The organism is Paenibacillus sp. RC73 (genome assembly GCF_044908085.1).
GTDB classification, from domain to species: domain Bacteria; phylum Bacillota; class Bacilli; order Paenibacillales; family Paenibacillaceae; genus Paenibacillus; species Paenibacillus terrae_A.
Genome location: NZ_JBIYCV010000001.1, coordinates 691,332 through 709,073, shown reverse-complemented (window position 1 = coordinate 709,073; position 17,742 = coordinate 691,332). Strand labels below are relative to the sequence as shown.

Sequence of the window (17,742 nt, the reverse complement as noted above, 5' to 3'; positions counted from 1 at the left end):
CAATCTCTCCCTTCACTCCGAATTTGCATCATGGCTATGGTCAGCTGCATGGAATGCCATACCCGGTCCCGTCTCTTCCTCATCCCTGTTGTAGCTGTGAGAAATACTGTTCATTATATAAAACGCTGGGATGAGTAGGATGGTGCAGCTGGGACATACGGTGATGCAATTTTGCTTTATCAATGTCACCAATCCGGTCATAACACAGACATAATTGCAAGTGCGGAAGCCAGGTGTAATAGGACGAATTGGTTAAGGCCATCGCATCTTGTGGTGGTTCGATCAGTGTAGCCTGACGAAACCAGTAAATGGCTTGAGCATACTGTTCCGCTTCAATCAACATATTGCCAAAGGCACAGCAGAACTGGGCGCGTGGTATGTCGAGATTAAGCGTGCGAAGCAGAGCCATACGTTGCTCCTGTTTTTGACCTTGGCGGCCGTAACAATCCGCAAGCTTAAAGCAAGCAGCAATCCGGTCCTCCATCCATCCCTGATTCAGACTTAAATAGTGTTCGTACTGCTGTATGGCATCTACCGTTCGTCCGTTGTCATACAGTTCATTGCCAAAATAGTAGTGATCTCGTTCAGAAAATACGGTGCCCTGCTCCCGGTGCTTGAGGTATATGTGCAAATTTCGGTCAGTGTAAGCACGTGTTTTTTTATGGGTCACCGCCATATTGCTGTGAAAGGTGCTTCCTATCACATTCAGGAATTCGTGTACAAAACCGATCCATCTATAATTACGGTCCCGGCGGACAATTCGGTTTCTTTTGAGCTTATGCAGCGGCTGTCCCTGTTCATCCACGGATAGCACATAATCCATTGTAATGCTGTCATATGAAAGGGTGGCTTGCTTTTTCCAGTCGAGAAATGCGAGTCGGTCTTGCTCTTCCAGGATGTCGTCGGCGTCCAGCCAAAATTGATAGTCCTGTGTTGCCTGATCAAATGCATAGTTACGGGCTGCGGAAAAATCATCGCACCATTCAAAATCGTATATCCGGGCATTGAACGATGCGGCTACCTCTTGGGTGCGGTCGGTAGAGCCGGTATCGACGATAATGATTTCATCCACCAGATCATGGACTGATTTGAGGCAGGTGTGAAGTGCTTCTTCTTCATTTTTGACAATCATGCATAAGCTGACGGTTACCATGCTCTTTGTCCCTCCCAAAAAACTTGGTATAATCTCCATTTTATTAGGATGGCTTGCTCATTATGTGGGAATTTCGGTTGAACGAGTATGAGGGTATGCGTGATGATCATAAATTGAGCAGCGCTCTAATAGATTAGAAAATCAAAGTCTGATGCAAGGGGGGGAAGGCATGAGCCGGCCGTTCATTTCACTGTGCATGATTGTCAAAAATGAGGCGGAACGGATGGAAGCTTGCTTGCAAAGTGCCAAGAATGTTGTGGATGAGATTATTGTAACGGATACGGGGTCCACGGATGGGACGATAGACATTTGTCGTTCCATGGGGTGTTCCGTTGATTCGTACGAATGGGATGACAGCTTTGCAAATGCACGCAATGCGGGAATAGCCCGCGCGACAGGAGAATGGATTTTATGGCTAGATGCGGATGAAGAACTGGATCACGATGAGAGTGGACAGTTGCATGAGTTTGTAAAGGCGATTCATGCAGATACTGCTGCTTTGAAGGTACTCAACGAAATGGATGGTTTTGTATACAGTTGTCCGCAAATTCGTTTGTTCCGAAATGACATCGGGTATCAGTTTGTGCGTGATATTCATGAAAGGCTGCAACCTCCGGCGGGAAAACAGGACACCCCAGAAGCTCCACTGCTGCCCGTGACGGTACACCATTATGGATATGCAGAGAAGGTCGTAGAGGTGAAGGAAAAGTCAAAGCGGAATATTCGGCTGCTGGAGCGGGAGAAGGCACAGGCTGAATATGACCCGTGGTGTGATTACCATTTGGCAAGTGAATATAGTCGTTTGCAGCAATGGGAGAGGGCTTTTGAACTGAATAATTTGGCGATTACCGGTTTTCTGGAACAGGGAAAGCTGCCACCAGCGCTTGTTTACAAGCTAAAATACGATACCTTAATTCGTCATGGCAGCCTGAAGGGGATATGGCCGGGAATTGACAAGGTACTGCAATTGTACCCGGATTATGTAGATTTGTATTTTTATAAAGCGTTGTATCTGTTGGATCAGGGGTTATTGCTGGAGGCTTATTATGAGTTCGAAAAATGTACTCGCATGGGTGATAATTCATGGAAATATGTGACTTTGCGAGGAGTCGGCAGCAGCTATGCATTGTACTACATGTCCATCTGTTTGGCAAAAATGGGGCGGCCTGTAGAAGCACAGGCCACCTTGGAGGCTGCGGGAATACGTCGTTCGTTATCGGATCAGGTGTTGACCACCCAGGCTTGAAAAAGAGAGCTAGGCGGAAATGTATTCGATGACGATCATTGAGCTGGTCCCTCCTGCCAGTGATAAGGTCAACCCGGATACGAGAAATTGTAAATTTCCGGGTACCGTCACCCGAAACAACAGAGATGCGGCGATTTCGCCACCTGCTAGAACCGCTGGGAAAGAGTAGCTTCCCGGGTTGGGAGTAGCTGTTCCGGTGAATGAGGGAGTGATGGTAGACAGCAGGGTCAGGGTCGCTGTGCTGAGCACCAGACTTACTTTGTAAAGACCTGCCTGGGTCAGGCCAAAAGTAGTGTTGTTGACGACGGTGATAAACGTTCCCGTAGAAGCACCCGCTGTAGCAAAGGTGATAGCGCCTCCCAGCAGGATGGTATTAGGTCCCGTATTGGTACGGCTTAGTGCGCTGGCTAAACCCCCAGAGGCCCCGGTGGGTCCAGTAGCGCCCGCGGTGCCCGTAGCTCCGGTGGGCCCGGTAGCGCCCGCGGCACCTGTGGCTCCGGTAGGCCCGGTAGCCCCTGCGGTACCCGTGTCTCCGGTGGGCCCGGTAGCCCCCGCGGTGCCCGTAGCTCCGGTGGGCCCGGTAGGTCCGGTAGCGCCCGCGATGCCAGTGGCCCCGGTGGGCCCGGTAGCCCCCGCGATGCCCGTAGCTCCGGTGGGCCCAGTAGCGCCCGCGGTACCCGAGGCTCCGGTAGGCCCGGTCGCCCCTGCGGTACCCGAGGCTCCGGTGGGCCCGGTAGGTCCGGTAGCGCCCGCGATGCCAGTGGCCCCGGTAGGCCCGTTGGCCCCCGCGATGCCCGTAGCTCCGGTGGGCCCGGTAGCGCCCGCGGTGCCCGTAGCTCCGGTGGGCCCAGTAGCGCCCGCGGTACCCGAGGCTCCGGTAGGCCCGGTAGCCCCCGCGATGCCCGTGGCTCCGGTGGGCCCAGTAGCGCCCGCGGTACCTGTGGCTCCGGTAGGCCCTGTAGCGCCCGCGATGCCCGTGGCTCCGGTGGGCCCTGTAGCGCCCGCGGTGCCCGTAGCTCCGGTAGGTCCGGTAGCGCCCGCGGTGCCCGAGGCCCCGGTGGGCCCGTTGGCCCCCGTAGCGCCAGTCGCACCAATATCGCCCGTGTCCCCGGTAACTCCAGTAGGCCCGGTAGCGCCCGTAGTGCCCGTGGCGCCTGGGTCGCCTGTCGCTCCCGTGGCTCCGGTGTCACCCGTAGCTCCAGTAGCTCCAGTGCTTCCAAACGGAAAACAACAGGTTGCCCCGGTAATGCCTGACGGATTGAGCAGGCACTGGAGCTGAGCCAGAAGGGCAAGCTCGTTTAAAAACGTACAATTCAAAACCGATTGTACGCTGTTATTTACTTCCAGAAGCTCGGCAATGCTCCCTGCGGGTGGTGTAAGGCCGGGAAGGGTCCCGACGGCATATTGTATTTTCTCACCTTCAGCATTAATCAGGTGACTTAATGACAGCTCTTGAAAGGCGATGCAGGCAAGCAGTGCATTGATGTTGTTTTCATCGATATTTCCAGGTGTAAGTCCATTCATATCACGCTCACTCCCTTATCGCTTCATCGCAATTATCGTATGCGTCAGAGCAAGCAGGAGGAACGGTTATGAGGCTTCCGCCTGATGGGAGGCGTCGAATCATGCGTATATTAATCGGCAGCCCAGTGCATCAGAAGCCCGAAATATTAGCTTTATTTCTTCAAGCTTTGGAGCGGCTGGAAGCACCCGATGTGCTGCCGGATTATTTGTTCGTCGATGATAATGACAATCCGGCTTCAAGCCAATGGCTGGCCGATTTTGCGGACCGGCTCCCGGGGCGTGTTTTGCCCCCGCTGTCAGGCTTGCAGCAATATGAGAACCGAAGTGATGAGCATACCCATTATTGGCCGCCTTCCCTCGTTTGGAAAGTGGCCGGGTTCAAAAATCGTCTCATTGACTACGCGCTTCAGCATCATTATGACGCACTATTTTTGGTCGATTCAGACCTGATCCTCCATTCCCGCACCTTATGCAGACTGGTCGAGACGGAGAAGGATATCGTATCCGAGATTTTCTGGACACGCTGGCAGCCCGATGGGACGTTATTGCCTCAAGTGTGGGTCAGTGATGAATACAATCTGTTCCATCGTGAAGAAGGTGAAGTGCTATCGGCAGAAGAGCGGGCACATCGCGAGCTGCAATTTATACATCAGTTGCATGTTCCCGGTTTGTATGAGGTAGGCGGTCTGGGTGCTTGTACCTTAATCCGCAGAAGGGCACTGGAAGTCGGAATTCATTTTGGTAAAATCCCTAACGTTTCTTTTTGGGGAGAGGATCGACACTTTTGCATCCGGGCGGCGGCGTACGGGTTTCCGCTTTTTGTAGATACGCACTATCCTGCCATGCATTTGTACCGGGAAGCGGACCGCATCAAGGCAGAACAATTGCTACTGACCCTGAATAAAATTACGCAGGGCGCTGTTAATAGGGACGACCAAGAAGCTTCAAACACTTCCAAAACTTCAGATATTTCAGAAAATTATCCATCCAGCACTTCCTCTACGTCGCCTGAAATTACCATTCCACGGGATCTCCGCGAGTCTGCCGTCTTCGCAAAGCATGCTACGGATTCTTTTGTCGTGCCACCAGCTTTCTCTGGTCCACGACATAGTGAGCTTCATGCTCCGCCTGTCTCCAGGCCCAAACTGACGCTGAGCATGACGGTATGCAATGAGGCAGATCGCAAGCTCGCAGAAGTGCTCCGAAGTCATCGGGAATATATTGATGAAGCGGTCATTATTGATGATGGCAGCCGTGATGATAGTGGTGAATTGTGCCGAGACCTGCTAAAGGGGATTCCACTGCGTTTGATCCGTAATGAAAGGGCCTCCTTTACGAATGAAGTGGAGCTGCGGAAGCAGCAGTGGAGAGAGACGCTGGCATCTTCCCCGGAATGGATTTTAAACATGGATGCTGACGAAATGTTCGAATCCCGATTTGCCCAAGGTGTGCATGCTCTATTAGCTGGAACGAAAGCCGATACCATTTGTTTCAGGCTGTTTGATATGTGGTCTCCCACGCATTATCGCGATGATGATTACTGGCAGGCTCATCGTTACTACCGCCCATTTTTGACTCGATACCGGGATAGCTTCCCTTATAAATGGAAGGAGCAATATTTGCACTGCGGGAGATTTCCCGATAATGTGCTTGAGCTTCCGAGTGAGATTAGCGACTATCGTATCCAGCACTGGGGCTGGTACACACCAGCTATTCGCACCGCCAAATATGAGCGTTATCAACAGTTGGACCCGGATGCCCGTTATGGCTGGAAGGAGCAATATGAGTCCATATTTGATCCGACTCCCCGGCTCAGTCTCTGGATAGACCCAGACCGAGAGGGTGTAAAAAATCAACATGAGTCTGAATCTGAAGACACTAGCGGTATTAATTCCGATGTGAATACGGGCAAGAATATCCAAGATGTGATTGCCGAGGATACCTATCCTGCTAGAGCCGAGAATAGAATTGAAGCAATTCATACCGCTGAAGCTGTTCAAGTGGCGAACGGTGTCCATTTCGTTGAACCTGCTCCTGTTCATGAAGCGGCTAACCCTGCGAATCCTGTCAACAAGAATGCTGTCGCTAAGATTGCTGGTGTTCATGCTATTATTGGCTCCCATGCTCTTACCAAAGGCGAAATAGAGGACGCGCTTTATGGAAAAGGAGAGGGGGAAGCACAGGGCATGGCTTGCAAACTGTGCGGCTCGTCCAATACGGCGGTGTTCCATCGGTATGAACATTTTACATTGATAGGATGTGGTTCATGTGGGCTTATTTTCCGCAATGATATCGATCGGATACAGCCTGAGAATATGATCGCAGATATCTATAACGTCAAATGGGTCGCCATGCGCGATAGTGCAGCCGCCTCAACCTACGGGGATCATGCTCTTTTCGGACTCATGCTGCTGGATATGTTCAGTCCCGGTAAAGGAAAATTACTGGAAATTGGATCAGGTACCGGAGAATTTATTCATGCTGCACTTCAGAGTGGATGGAATGCTGTGGGCATTGAGCCTTCCATAGACTCGCGCGCATATGCCAAATACAAATATGACGTGGATCTGCTACCGGGCTACTGGAATGGCGATACAGAGACAGAAACAGAAGAAGCGGCGAATGAAGCGCCAGAAACAGAGGGAGATACTGCCTTATCACTGGATCATGAATATGAGGCCGTTGCATGCTGGCATGTGCTGGAGCATATTGCAGACCCGGTGGCATTTTTAACAGATTTACGCGAGCAGCTTCAACCGGATGGAACTTTATACATTACAGTACCCAACAAAAACTCGTTTACAAATGAGGCTTATGGTGTTCACTCGCCTTTATTTACCGAGGAAGATCATTTGTATCATTATTCAGAGCACACGCTGACACGTTTGCTGGCGGAGTCCGGTCTGCACCCGGTGGCCCTGTTCACCCGCCAGCTCCCTTCCGGTCTGGACGCCTTGATAGAGGCGCATCCTTTGTATGGCGAGCTTACTTTCACGGAGCGTATGGGGCTGTTGGCCAAACTTCAAGGCGAGAAACGTGGTCATGAGCTATGCTGCGTGGCAAGGGCGATCTGAGCTGGCTGGGGGAATATACGCTCTGAATCCATACCGTTTCACCTTTCATTCAAAAGGAGGCTATATCCCATGAATACCGCTGATCCGTACCTCTCCCGCTTTTTCGTACATTCCGATCCCAATACCTCCAGCCTGATCTACAGGCTGCCCCAAAGCTGGTGGAGCCGTCCCTATGAGTATGAGTGGTGTCTGCACTTTATGTCCGGGCAGGATACGGTGCTTGACGCGGCATGTGGTATCCCGCATCCGTTCAAGTTTGAGCTGGCCCGCCGCTGCGCTCAGGCCTATGCCTGTGATCTGGATATGAGGATCGTTTCCGTGGATGCCATATTGGCCGAGGTGCGCCGGGATATTGGAGAGGAGGCTGCCGAGCGTGTCCAGGAAATTTTACCGGTTCGTCTTCACTCCGCGCATGCTAATCTAACCGCCTTGCCTTATGAGACGGTCAGCTTTGACAAAATTGTATGTATATCAGTGCTGGAGCATCTAACCCCTGATGACTCGTTAGCTACCCTGCGTGAATTTCACCGGACTTTACGAGATGACGGAATGCTTCTGCTGACGTTTGATTACCCTACGGTTAATCTGTCTGCGATGGAGCAATGGATAGGTCAGGCGGGGTTTTCGTACTGGAGCGAGGTTGATCTTAACCTTCCGCCGGATGCCTTGCGCACAGATTTGTGGGGCGGTTTGCATTGTTTCAGGGCTGTTTTGAAAAAATACAAGAGCTAACGGTATGCGCAATGAGGTTTACACGGACCTCTCTTATTGCTTATCATGAGAGGGGTCGGAACTGTAAACCTACATAGGAAAGGAATGACTGACAACTACATGAACAATGCACCTGTGTTGAAGAAACCTGAGGCTATGGTATTTGATATGGATGGTACACTTTTTCAGACGGAGACGCTGCTGCTTCCTGCGTATCACAAGCTGTTTGACACGCTGCGCGCCGAAGGTCTTTTTGAAGGAGAGACGCCTCCAGAGGAGCTTATTTTGAATAGTTTGGGTATGCTGCTGGACGAAATCTGGAGAAGAGTGATGCCGGAAGCCAGCGAAGCGGCCCACAGAAGAGCGGACGAGCTGCTGCTCCAGTTGGAGCTGGAGGGATTGAAGAACGGAAGTCATGCCCTGTATCCGCATGTAAAAGAAACGCTCCAAACCCTCCATGAACAGGGTGTAAGATTGTTCGTAGCTAGTAATGGGCTGGAGGATTATGTGAAAGGGATAGCGGCTGCATATGAAATGGTCCCGATTTTTGAAGGACTGTTTAGCGCTGGTGAATACAGCACACTATCCAAAGTGAATTTGTTGGAGATTTTGTTGAGTAAGCACGGAATTTCCAACGTATGGATGGTAGGTGACCGATCTTCCGATGTGGAGGCAGGCAAAAAGAATGGACAAACGGTCATCGGCTGCGCCTATGCTGGATTTGGCGCAAACGACGAGTTGAAGGGTTCCGATGCGATTATTACGGACTTCACGCAGCTGCTCACATTGTATAAAAACGCAAAGTAACCATTAAGGTATATCAGACATATCACAAAACAAAGGAAGGCTGCCGCTTTTACGCGGAGCCTTCTTTTGTCTTATTCTCTGTTTTGCTCTCTGTGTTGTGATCCGTCAGAGGTTTTGGATTAATTTGTGTGTGATAGACCCATAAGGCATATTCCATGGGCTTGGCGATAGAGCGGCGGTAGGTTTCTTTTTCACCAATACGTGCAAATACCTCGCGTGCTGGCTTCGGATTGACCTCCAGTACGTAAATGTGACCGTCCTTGTTGATCGCCAAATCGAGCGCAAGCTCGCATAATGCCCCGTAGCTTTCCTCCAGATAAGCTGCGATATCCAGCCCGAGCTTTTCCCCTTGCTTGGTGATCTTCTCTCTCTGATCTTCATTACGAATCCATTGTGTCAGCAGTTGATTCATCGGTACTGCCTTGCCTCCGCCATGCAGGTTGGAAGTAACGCTGCGATGTGCCCCGATCCGTCCTGCACATCCAGTTAACTCCCATGTCCCCTGGCCATTTTTTTGCACCAGCATGCGATAATCATGAACCCTGCCATTCGGCAGTTGCACAGGAATACCTTCCTGAACAATGTAATTGTCCATGTTCCAACTGCTCAGACGCGGCTCCAGACGGTCCAGACGCACCCGCTGCTGAGGAATAATATGACGTTTGCGATTGCGGCCCTCGACCAGATACAGGCCCCCTTGCTTGTTAACAGGCTCAATGCGCAGAATTCCACGCCCCCCCGTACCGTTAATCGGCTTTAGGTAGACCAGTGAATTCTTTTTGAGCATCCGCTTTACACTATGAAATCCTACGAACGGCTCCGTATCGGGCAGATGCGGTCGAAAGGCGGCCCTTCTCGCAAGCTGCTGATGAATGGCCCATTTGTTACTCAGCGGTCGGTTTAAATATACGAGATCCGTATATTGCACCCGAAATTGCTTTAACTGCTGATACCGCTCACTGCGCTGTACCCGGCAACGGTCGAAAATCATATCCGGGAATTTCCGCCATTTCAGGGTCCATTTTCCGCTTTGTGGATCATAGATTTGGGCAAGAAGCAGCCTGCGATCCTTATGGACATCTGCAGGAGTGAATACATACATATCCAGTCCCAGTCTGTTCCCTTCTGCAATCATGCGCTCATATATGTCGCGCTCCTCCAATTGCTTCTTGTTGTTCAAATACAAGGTCATGATGCCTAGGACAGGTTTTGGCACAGCATTCCACCTTCCTCTGCCGTCTGCTCATCTTCGGATAACTCCCCGCGAAATATTAGCGTGGGCTTTCCGGTCGGTCCAGTCGTCATGTCATGCGCAACAAGTCCAGCGCGAAAGCAGGTTTTGAGACTGGCCATATTGTCGGCGGCCACGCTGCACGTCAGGCGGCGCAGCTGTTTGAGCTGGGCGGACAGCAGTCTAGCGCCCAGTCTGCGGCCCCGGTAAAGCGGACGAACGATCACGATGCACGCATCCTCACCGTAATTCAGAGCGAGGCAAAATCCCGCAATCCGCAGCCCTTGCTCCGTGCGCAGATAAGCGCACAGGAGGGAGGAGCCGGGTGATTTTAATTGCTCCGGCGTTAAAACGGCCAGCTGCCGCAAGGCATTGCGGGTAATGCGCATGCCGCCCGAGCTACGGGCCAGAAATAGCAGCTGCCGTCGTCTCAGCAGCCAGCTCCGGGCAGGCAAATGTTGAACATCGCTAATTTGCGGCATGATTCCACTTCCTTGACTCATAATTTCATTCGTCCGGCCAAATAGGAGCTGTACTGGAATATGCGTCTCAGCGATTTTTGACGAATTTCTGGCTCGTCAAATTTCATCGGTTTGGAGTTGGCTTCAAAAAACCAGAGGATTCCGAACGTATCTACGCCCAAATCCATGGACATTTCGCCGTGGGAAAGACCGGAGCCTCGTTCAATTTGGCGTGCAATCTGTATGGCGGTACTTTTAATCTTGTTCAACATATCCTTACTGTTCTCAGGTCCAAACAGCGCAGATAGCAGTTTGAACGGGTCTTCCACACTTCCGCCGCGCGGAACATGCGTTGTAATGCTCCCCTTACCCGCCAGTCTGGCACCGACTCCCGTGGTGCTCCAAGAGCCGTGGGTGTTTTTTTGCACCAGGATACGCAGGTCGAAGGGCTTTTTCTGATAGGTTGCCAGCTCGATGCCCTGCTGAATGATATAAGGCGAAGCGCCAGCTTCCCGGCGAATACGCCCCCACAGTCGGGACAGCGATACAGATCGGTAGGTTACGCTTTTTTTGTCATGCTGAATCGTCAGCCTGTAAGCCATGAGATGGTCCGGTCGGTATTTGAGAATCATAATCCCTTTTCCGGCCTTGCCGTTCTCTGGCTTGAGATACAGGTATGGATACACTGACAGCATTTTGCCCAAGGAAGACAGGTTGCTTAAGCGTTTGGTCGCTGGTACGAACTGACGAGTGGATTCCGAAGCACGGAGCCATTTGAACAGCTCCCATTTGTTGAAAAAGCCCGGATTGTACAGTTCAATGCCAGAGGCATGAGAAATTTCATTCAGCTTTGTGCGAACAGAAGTTTTAAGCTCATAGTTGCGGTTCGGGATGCGATTATAAATGATTTGCGGTAGTGGAAAATTTTGTTCCTCCCACGTCTGTGAGGTTTTGTTGAAAATATAGCCCCTGACTGTCTCCGATGTCAGCTTCAGGTCCCTGACGGTAACAATGTACACCTGATAGCCCATCCGCGTCCCCATTTCAAGAATATCCCTGAAATTGCGCCGATTTCCCTTGAAAAATTGTTCTTCGTCGTGCACGGTCAATACGGCAACGACTGGTTTGTACTCCGCCCGGGTATTCATAGTTCCTCTTTTCTGCGGAATTTACTGAGGTAAAGACAGTGGTCCAAAATATGCTCCACGGATGCTTTACCCTCCGCACGCAACGATGGATGCTGAAAAATGGATCGCCCGGGCTTGGAATTGGCTTCGAACATCCATACCTTTTCCTGTTGGTCAATGCCCAGATCGAAGCCGATTTCACCCAGCAGATGCTGGTGATGGTACTCGATGGCTTCTGCGAGTGTAACCGCTACGTTCTTGGCACGCTGAAGCACCTCGCCCGCCCGGTCTCCGAATACCCGGTTCAGCGCCTGCTCGGGTGTCATGAGGGAGCCGCCGTTTTTAATATGGGTCGTGACACTGCCGCGTCCGGCTTTTTTGGCTCCAATTCCGACGACGACCCACTGGTTGTTGCCGTTCTTGTGCATATGAAATCGGAAATCAATCGGGCAATTGTCAATCTCAATTAGCTGGATACCCTGCTGAATGACGTAGCCCTTTAACGTCTGGCCCTGATTGGAGTGGAGCATACGTAGCATAGAGTTAAAAGAGTTGAAGCGCAGCAATACATTGCTGTTTTTCTTGCGGTACCTTACATAATAACCTTGCTTGGGAACATGGGAGAGACGGTAAATTCCTTTACCGAGACTACCTCCGCTTGGTTTGTAATAAGCAAATTGATGACGCTCCAGCATGCCTCGGATACGTTCAGAGCTGGGATTCATATACGATTCGGGGACATAGCGGTTAACCTCAGAATTATCTTCCAGCAGATGATAGATATCCGATTTGTTGAAGAAGCTCCAGTTGAAAAAGGGAATCCGTTTGCGGGAAAAGCGTTCGCGCAGCTGATTGATCGCCGGGGAAAAATCAGAGCGGCGGCTCGGCAGCCGATTGTAAATCACGTCCGGTAAAGGTACGATTTTGCGTGAAAATACCCCGCTTGATGACAGAAAATAGCCGTTAATCGTATCGTTTTGCCAGTTGATATCCCGAGGAGTGAAGGCAAAAATATAAGAATTCTTGCTGCCTTCCTTCAGCAGTTGCTTAATAAAGCCCGTGCGTGAGCCAAAAGGGCGGGTGGCAGAGGCGGTACCGTCAGACAGCACGCCAATTAACGGTCCGAGCTGTATATCTCCGTCCAGATTCCGCAAATAGATGGACCCGCTTTTAGGAACACGGATGGCATTACGCAAGCCTGAGGTCAGGTACAGATGGCGTCCCGCCTTCTGAATCGGTTTTATCGTGGTGGGAATCTGATCCTTACCGAGCCGCAGACGAATGGACTTGGTTCCGGATAATTTAAGGCTTTTCAACAAGGCAGTGGATATATACGCCACCTTGTCGGGCTGCTGTGAGAAATGCACATTGCAATGCGTTAAACTCATCTGTTTATCCTCCTATACCATATGTTCAAGGGAGGTGTCTGCGCCCTTTGACCCTGTCACTTTGGAATGGGTCATTAAATATCGAGCATATTCGAGTGGGCGGTTGACTGACCGGAAAGCGCACTTTGGCTGACGGGTCTGGAAAAAGGAGGCCCGACCCGGCCGGGAATTAACCTCCAATAGCCAGATGTTCCCACTCCGGTCAATACCATAATCAATCCCCAGCTCGCCAAGGCGGCCATATCGTTCCTCCAGCGCCCTGGTAATGGTCAGGGACAGCGCCATCATCTGCCCAATGATGAGACGCGTGCTGTCCGTGCCATATTGTTCACGAAGGTAAGGTTCTGCCGGATGGGCTGCGCCCCCTCCGTGCAGATTGGAAGTCAGGGTTCCTTTCCTGCCTTCTCTCACGGCAAAGCCCGTCAGACGCCAGCAGCCCTTTCCATCCTTTTGCATGAGCGCGCGGACATCAAAGGGATGACCGCTTTGGCTCGTTAATTTCAAATAAGGCTGCACGATATAGGAGCGTCTGCCTGCAATCCCGTTGACCCATGACAATCCGGCATCCAACTCGGAAAACAAGCGCCGGAACAGACGGTTTCGGGAGTCTCTGCCCTGCACGAGCAGTCCGGCGTCTCCATCCGATAGCCGGAGATACAGCGTGCCCTTGCCGTGCGTTCCGGCCTGGGGCTTCATAAATAGCGCCGAATGGCGGTGCAGCCATTCCACAAGCTGAGCCGTGTCCCGGTAAGGCGCTGTAGGCGGCACAAAGGGACGCACTTCATCTATCGTGTGCAGCGCACGGTACACTTGCCATTTGCCGGGCAAGTTACGCGACCAGTAGATGAGCTTGCGTGATCCCTGCTCTGCCATGTGCTGCAGCGCGTGCCCGGCGTTCCGGCTCCCGTGGGCATGGAAACAGCGGTTATACACAATATCCGGCAGGGGAAAGCGGCTGGATGTCCATACTCCGTCGCGATAGGCATAACCTCGTATGGAGTGATCTTCGGGCGAAATTCCTTCCGCGGTAAACGCCATTACGTTAAGGCCGGAGCGCCTGCCCAACAGACTTAGCCTGCGGCAAAACTCCGCTTCGGTAATCGGGGGAATCGCCGCCTGATTCCGGCTGACGAGCACACCCAGTGTGTCTGGTACGACAAGAGACACCGATAACAGCCTCCTTTGGCAGCCGAATTCCGTAAGAGACGGATTCATTTGAATCCGGCTGAAAAACAGCAATATTCAATCATTTTTTTCACGGACGGTCGAGTTTTCTGATCATTTAACGGCGTATTGTCATTTTTCGACGGCTTGGAGTTGACCTCCAGCAGCCAAATATGCCCCGTGCTGTCAATCGCCAGATCAATGCCAAATTCCGCAAAATGGGCAGGGATCGCTTTCTCAACTCCGTTTGCAATTTCGAGCGCGGCTGTCTTAAGATGGGTCTGGCCGTTCGACTTGGTTAAGGCAGGCAGCGTGGTTTTGGCCAAGGCCTCCTTGACTGTGCTCAGCGTGCCACCTCGCGCCAGATTGGACACAAAATGGCTGCCCCCGGCAATCCGGGCGACGATGGAGGTCACGGTCCATGCGCCAGAGGCGTTTTTCTGCACAAGCGCACGAAAGTCAACCGGACGCTTGCCGTGATCAATCAGGGTAAGACCCTGCTGGAGCTGGAAGCGCGTCGTTTTCATTTTTCCTGCCATACCTTTGTACAGCTTCTCGATCGTGGCATACGTTTGCTTTCGTGGTGCGCCGGCGGTAGTGGACAGCACGGAAAAGGTGCCATCGGCTTGCTTCGTAATGCGCATAATACCTTTGCCCAGACTTCCTCGCACAGGCTTGAGAAAAACAGTGGGGTACTGGTTGCACATTTTTTTGAAGACCGCAAAGGTTTGCAGCAAATGGGACTCGGGTAAATACTTGCGCAGGGATGAATTGGATTTAAGCGCATCGAACACTTCATTTTTATCCAGAAACTTTTCATTGAAAATGGCCGTGCCGTACTGCGATTTTACTTCTTTCATAAAATGCTGTACGCTAGTTCTGTTCTCGAGTTTACGAGAGGTAAGCCGGTTATTGACGACATCCCCGGCGGGCATGACCGTCTTTTTCCAGCCTCCGTCATAGACCCATCCCTGAACGCGTCCGGGCTGACTTCCGATATGCTCCGGGGTGAAAAAATACACATATGCTCCTTGTCTGCGGCATTCCCCGATCAGTTCACGGCAGAACAGGGTGATCGACCCGAAAGGCTTGTCGGGCTGTTCGGGATAGTCCCGACTGACCAGCACGCTAATAAGTGGGCCCACTCGAAGTGTCCGGCGTCCTCGGCTGTAGGTTACTCGCAGCTCACAATTGGCATGAAGTCCCATTTTTCGGGCCAGCACGCTTCCCACACGTAGGCCGCTGTAACGGGGTACCGAAATGACGGTAACCTGCTGGCGGAACGAACCGAAGGCGAGCTGTACGGGGTGGCCTGCGGATATTTTCCATTTGCGAAGCAAGGACTCGCCGACCATGAGTACGTCATCCTGCAAGATGCCCGATCCGATGATTTGAATCCTTGTTTTTTTGATGGACATCGTGGATCTCCTTCCGGGCAGCAACTTGATGTCTTAAAAGTAACGGGAAACGTGAAGGGGCTGTAATAGCACTGATTCATCATATGAGGACATATATCCCTTGGTGATTGACGGACAATGTGAAATGTTTGCACGATTATTTGAATTGGAGGAAATAACGAATATGAATATCTATGACAAAGCCCATGATTTGGCAAAAGCGTTGAAGGAAAGCAAAGAGGTGGAGGAAATTACGTCAGCGATGAAGCTGATTGAAACCGACCCGGAAGCCAAGAAAATGCTCGACGATTTCCGTGAGCGCCAAATGGAAGTACAACAGCGGATGATGAGCGGTGATATGCCGGCACAGGAAGAGATGGAAAAAATGGAAAAGCTGTTCGAGGTGCTTAGCCTGAACCTGAATATCCGCCGTCTGTTCGATGCCGAACGCCGCCTGAGTGTGATCATTGAGGATGTCAACAAAATTATCGCAGACAGCCTTCAGCATTTGTACGGTTCGTCTCTGTAAGTTTGTCTCATATTCCTTCCTGCCCTCTCATAGACTAGATACATAGAGTCACAGGGAGAGGAAGGGATAACTTGGGTACTTTTAAAAAATGGAAACACGGCTTGTACACACTGATTGCGCTGGCTATGGTGCTTACCGCGCTGCCGCGCATCTCGCTTACGGGCGGATTGAACTGGGTCAACGGCTTCGGTATCGTATGGGTATTGTTTGCGTTGCTTGTCATCGGAGCGAATCTGCACTTTTTGCTTGGCGTGGATGAGGAAAAACGGAAAACGCTGGAGCGTGTGCGGCGGGCCAAAATGAAGCAGTGGCAGATGAAATGGGATAAAGAAGCTGATAAAGGCAGCACGCTATAAAAAGTTTCCTCCCGGCTTGTCATGAGCATGCTCTGATGCTGCCGATCCGTGATAGTTAAAAAAGCGGTCCCTGTAAAAAGGAGATCGCTTTTTGCTATTTCCGGCTCTGATATGTCGTGATTAACGAGGGTCTAAAAAGACGGGATTTTGTGCTATAATAGATACAGAATGATACAGATTGAACGTTGGGGGTGTAACAGAGTTGGACGGGCTAGATGAAGCAGTTACGAAGCATGAGCAGCTATTGCGTCATATCGAGCAGTTGAAAATAGGCTCCAAAATTTCTGTGCGCAGGTTGGCTAAAGAAATGAGCGTCAGCGAAGGAACGGCCTATCGGGCCGTGAAGGAAGCGGAGAACCTGGGAATTGTCATTACCAAGGAACGCATCGGGACGGTGCGGGTGGAAAAGCGCCCACGCGGGTTGTCCGAGCAACTGACCTTTGCCGATGTCGTGAATATCGTGGAGGGACATGTGCTGGGGGGAAGCGAGGGGTTGGAAAAGCCCTTGCACAAGTATGTCATTGGAGCGATGCGCGAAGAGGCTATGGCCCGATATATTGATGCAGGCAGCTTGCTGATCGTCGGTAACCGCGAGGATGCACATTCCCTTGCGCTAGAGCAGGGAGCAGGCGTACTGATTACAGGCGGCTTTGGTACGAGCCGGGAGGTTAAGCAACTGGCGGACCAGATCAGTTTGCCGATCATTTCTTCGCGTCACGATACCTTTACAGTGGCCTCTATGATTAATAGAGCGATTTTCGACCGCCTGATCAAAAAGAAGATTATGCTGATTGAAGACATCGCGGCAGGTAAACCGAAGACGCAGACCTTGAAAATCAACAGTACCCTTACCGAATTTGAAGAGCTTTCGGTGACGACTGGAAATCACCATTTTGCGGTGGTGGATGAATGGAACCGCCTGATCGGTATCGTCAGCCGCAAGGATGTGGAGGGACTGCAACCCGAGCATACGATGGACAAATGCCTGATCCGCAATCCGGTAACAGTGACCTACCAGACCTCGCTCGCTTCGGCTGCGCAGATGATGGCGTGGGAAGGTGTGGATTATTTACCGGTCGTGGACCGCAACCGCAAGCTGCTGGGGTCCGTCACACGGCGGGAGGTACTGGATGCCTTGCGCAACGCCCAAAAGCAGCCACAGCTTGGCGAGACGTTCGACCAGCTCATTTGGAACGGATTTGCAGAGGAGCGTGACGAGGACGGATTATTATTTTTTCGGGGCTTCGTCATTCCTCAGATGGCGACCAATCTGGGTACCATCTCGGAAGGCGTGCTGGTCAATGTGATGACACAAGCGGGCTACCGGGTTGCCAGAGATATGAGCGGGAAGGATTATGTGCTGGACAATTTAACGACCTATTTTATCAGACCCGTACAGATTGAGGATGCCATAGTTCTTCGTCCGTTGTTGCTGGAAACGAGCCGCCGCACCTGCAAGCTGGAAATTGCAATTTCACGGGAAAATCAATTGGTATGCAAAGCGGTGATGACGCTCCACTCCATTGAACACGGTTAGTGTCCATTCGTGTGTAGTAAGTGGAGTCGGAGTAGAG

15 protein-coding genes are annotated in these 17,742 nt (G+C 51.5%); 7 read left to right on the top strand and 8 right to left on the bottom strand.

Features of this window, described 5'->3' with window-relative positions:
• Nucleotides 1-79 precede the first annotated feature (79 nt).
• Nucleotides 80-1,153 carry a glycosyltransferase family 2 protein gene (locus tag ABH897_RS03305; RefSeq protein ID WP_283655341.1) on the bottom strand — a complete coding sequence of 358 codons (1,074 nt, stop codon included), beginning with the start codon at nt 1,151-1,153 and terminating at the stop codon, nt 80-82.
• Nucleotides 1,154-1,322: 169 nt separating this feature from the next.
• Here ABH897_RS03305 and ABH897_RS03300 point away from each other — a divergent pair, with 169 nt between their 5' ends.
• Nucleotides 1,323-2,399 (top strand): glycosyltransferase family 2 protein, encoded by a 1,077-nt coding sequence (locus ABH897_RS03300; protein WP_283655342.1) that lies wholly within the window; start codon nt 1,323-1,325, stop codon nt 2,397-2,399.
• Between the two features lie 9 nt (nt 2,400-2,408).
• Here the strand turns inward: ABH897_RS03300 and ABH897_RS03295 are convergent, their stop codons facing one another.
• The gene (locus tag ABH897_RS03295; RefSeq protein WP_404591179.1) at nt 2,409-3,923 is read right to left on the bottom strand and encodes an alpha-helical endospore appendage domain-containing protein; all 1,515 of its coding nucleotides are present in this window, start codon (nt 3,921-3,923) and stop codon (nt 2,409-2,411) included.
• Nucleotides 3,924-4,024: 101 nt separating this feature from the next.
• On the opposite strand from ABH897_RS03295, the gene ABH897_RS03290 reads away from it, so the two are divergent.
• From ABH897_RS03290 to ABH897_RS03280, 3 genes are all read left to right on the top strand, one after another.
• Nucleotides 4,025-6,997, top strand: a complete 2,973-nt coding sequence (locus tag ABH897_RS03290) for a methyltransferase domain-containing protein (protein WP_283655344.1) — start codon at nt 4,025-4,027, stop codon at nt 6,995-6,997.
• 69 nt (nt 6,998-7,066) lie between these two features.
• Nucleotides 7,067-7,729 carry a class I SAM-dependent methyltransferase gene (locus tag ABH897_RS03285; protein WP_283655345.1) on the top strand — a complete coding sequence of 221 codons (663 nt, stop codon included), beginning with the start codon at nt 7,067-7,069 and terminating at the stop codon, nt 7,727-7,729.
• Between the two features lie 84 nt (nt 7,730-7,813).
• Nucleotides 7,814-8,515 (top strand): HAD family hydrolase, encoded by a 702-nt coding sequence (locus ABH897_RS03280; RefSeq protein ID WP_283655346.1) that lies wholly within the window; start codon nt 7,814-7,816, stop codon nt 8,513-8,515.
• A 49-nt stretch (nt 8,516-8,564) separates the two neighbouring features.
• Here the strand turns inward: ABH897_RS03280 and ABH897_RS03275 are convergent, their stop codons facing one another.
• From ABH897_RS03275 to ABH897_RS03250, 6 genes are read right to left on the bottom strand one after another with little or no spacing between them, the layout of a single operon-like run.
• Entirely contained in the window at nt 8,565-9,731 is a 1,167-nt protein-coding gene (locus ABH897_RS03275; protein ID WP_283655347.1) for a YheC/YheD family endospore coat-associated protein, read from the bottom strand.
• A complete protein-coding gene (locus tag ABH897_RS03270; protein WP_404591176.1) occupies nt 9,713-10,249 on the bottom strand; it encodes a GNAT family N-acetyltransferase in 537 nt (178 codons plus the stop codon). The genes ABH897_RS03275 and ABH897_RS03270 overlap by 19 nt, the downstream gene beginning before the upstream one ends.
• Nucleotides 10,246-11,355 (bottom strand): YheC/YheD family endospore coat-associated protein, encoded by a 1,110-nt coding sequence (locus ABH897_RS03265; RefSeq protein ID WP_283655349.1) that lies wholly within the window; start codon nt 11,353-11,355, stop codon nt 10,246-10,248. The genes ABH897_RS03270 and ABH897_RS03265 overlap by 4 nt, the downstream gene beginning before the upstream one ends.
• Nucleotides 11,352-12,722 (bottom strand): YheC/YheD family endospore coat-associated protein, encoded by a 1,371-nt coding sequence (locus ABH897_RS03260; protein WP_283655350.1) that lies wholly within the window; start codon nt 12,720-12,722, stop codon nt 11,352-11,354. The genes ABH897_RS03265 and ABH897_RS03260 overlap by 4 nt, the downstream gene beginning before the upstream one ends.
• 12 nt (nt 12,723-12,734) lie before the next feature.
• Complete coding sequence (locus tag ABH897_RS03255; protein ID WP_404520697.1) at nt 12,735-13,889, bottom strand: YheC/YheD family endospore coat-associated protein; 1,155 nt, start codon at nt 13,887-13,889, stop codon at nt 12,735-12,737.
• Between the two features lie 44 nt (nt 13,890-13,933).
• Nucleotides 13,934-15,304, bottom strand: a complete 1,371-nt coding sequence (locus ABH897_RS03250; protein WP_283655352.1) for a YheC/YheD family endospore coat-associated protein — start codon at nt 15,302-15,304, stop codon at nt 13,934-13,936.
• A gap of 163 nt (nt 15,305-15,467) precedes the next feature.
• Between ABH897_RS03250 and ABH897_RS03245 the strand changes: the two genes are divergently transcribed.
• The 3 genes from ABH897_RS03245 (at nt 15,468) to ABH897_RS03235 (ending at nt 17,705) form a co-directional block, all read left to right on the top strand.
• Nucleotides 15,468-15,812 carry a YlbF/YmcA family competence regulator gene (locus ABH897_RS03245; RefSeq protein WP_025685398.1) on the top strand — a complete coding sequence of 115 codons (345 nt, stop codon included), beginning with the start codon at nt 15,468-15,470 and terminating at the stop codon, nt 15,810-15,812.
• Nucleotides 15,813-15,883: 71 nt separating this feature from the next.
• Nucleotides 15,884-16,168, top strand: coding sequence for a hypothetical protein (locus tag ABH897_RS03240; RefSeq protein ID WP_014280689.1), 285 nt, complete (start codon nt 15,884-15,886; stop codon nt 16,166-16,168).
• A gap of 202 nt (nt 16,169-16,370) precedes the next feature.
• Nucleotides 16,371-17,705: a DRTGG domain-containing protein gene (locus tag ABH897_RS03235; protein WP_283656232.1), complete on the top strand. Its 1,335-nt coding sequence runs from the start codon at nt 16,371-16,373 to the stop codon at nt 17,703-17,705.
• The last annotated feature ends 37 nt before the right edge of the window (nt 17,706-17,742 follow it).

Coding starts and splice junctions, on each gene's coding strand:
- ABH897_RS03260 (WP_283655350.1), bottom strand. CDS start 12,722: ATGAGTTTAACGCATTGCAATGTGCATTTCTCACAGCAGCCCGACAAG.
- ABH897_RS03295 (WP_404591179.1), bottom strand. CDS start 3,923: ATGAATGGACTTACACCTGGAAATATCGATGAAAACAACATCAATGCA.
- ABH897_RS03270 (WP_404591176.1), bottom strand. CDS start 10,249: ATGAGTCAAGGAAGTGGAATCATGCCGCAAATTAGCGATGTTCAACAT.
- ABH897_RS03290 (WP_283655344.1), top strand. CDS start 4,025: ATGCGTATATTAATCGGCAGCCCAGTGCATCAGAAGCCCGAAATATTA.
- ABH897_RS03300 (WP_283655342.1), top strand. CDS start 1,323: ATGAGCCGGCCGTTCATTTCACTGTGCATGATTGTCAAAAATGAGGCG.
- ABH897_RS03245 (WP_025685398.1), top strand. CDS start 15,468: ATGAATATCTATGACAAAGCCCATGATTTGGCAAAAGCGTTGAAGGAA.
- ABH897_RS03305 (WP_283655341.1), bottom strand. CDS start 1,153: ATGGTAACCGTCAGCTTATGCATGATTGTCAAAAATGAAGAAGAAGCA.
- ABH897_RS03250 (WP_283655352.1), bottom strand. CDS start 15,304: ATGTCCATCAAAAAAACAAGGATTCAAATCATCGGATCGGGCATCTTG.
- ABH897_RS03265 (WP_283655349.1), bottom strand. CDS start 11,355: ATGAATACCCGGGCGGAGTACAAACCAGTCGTTGCCGTATTGACCGTG.
- ABH897_RS03285 (WP_283655345.1), top strand. CDS start 7,067: ATGAATACCGCTGATCCGTACCTCTCCCGCTTTTTCGTACATTCCGAT.
- ABH897_RS03280 (WP_283655346.1), top strand. CDS start 7,814: ATGACTGACAACTACATGAACAATGCACCTGTGTTGAAGAAACCTGAG.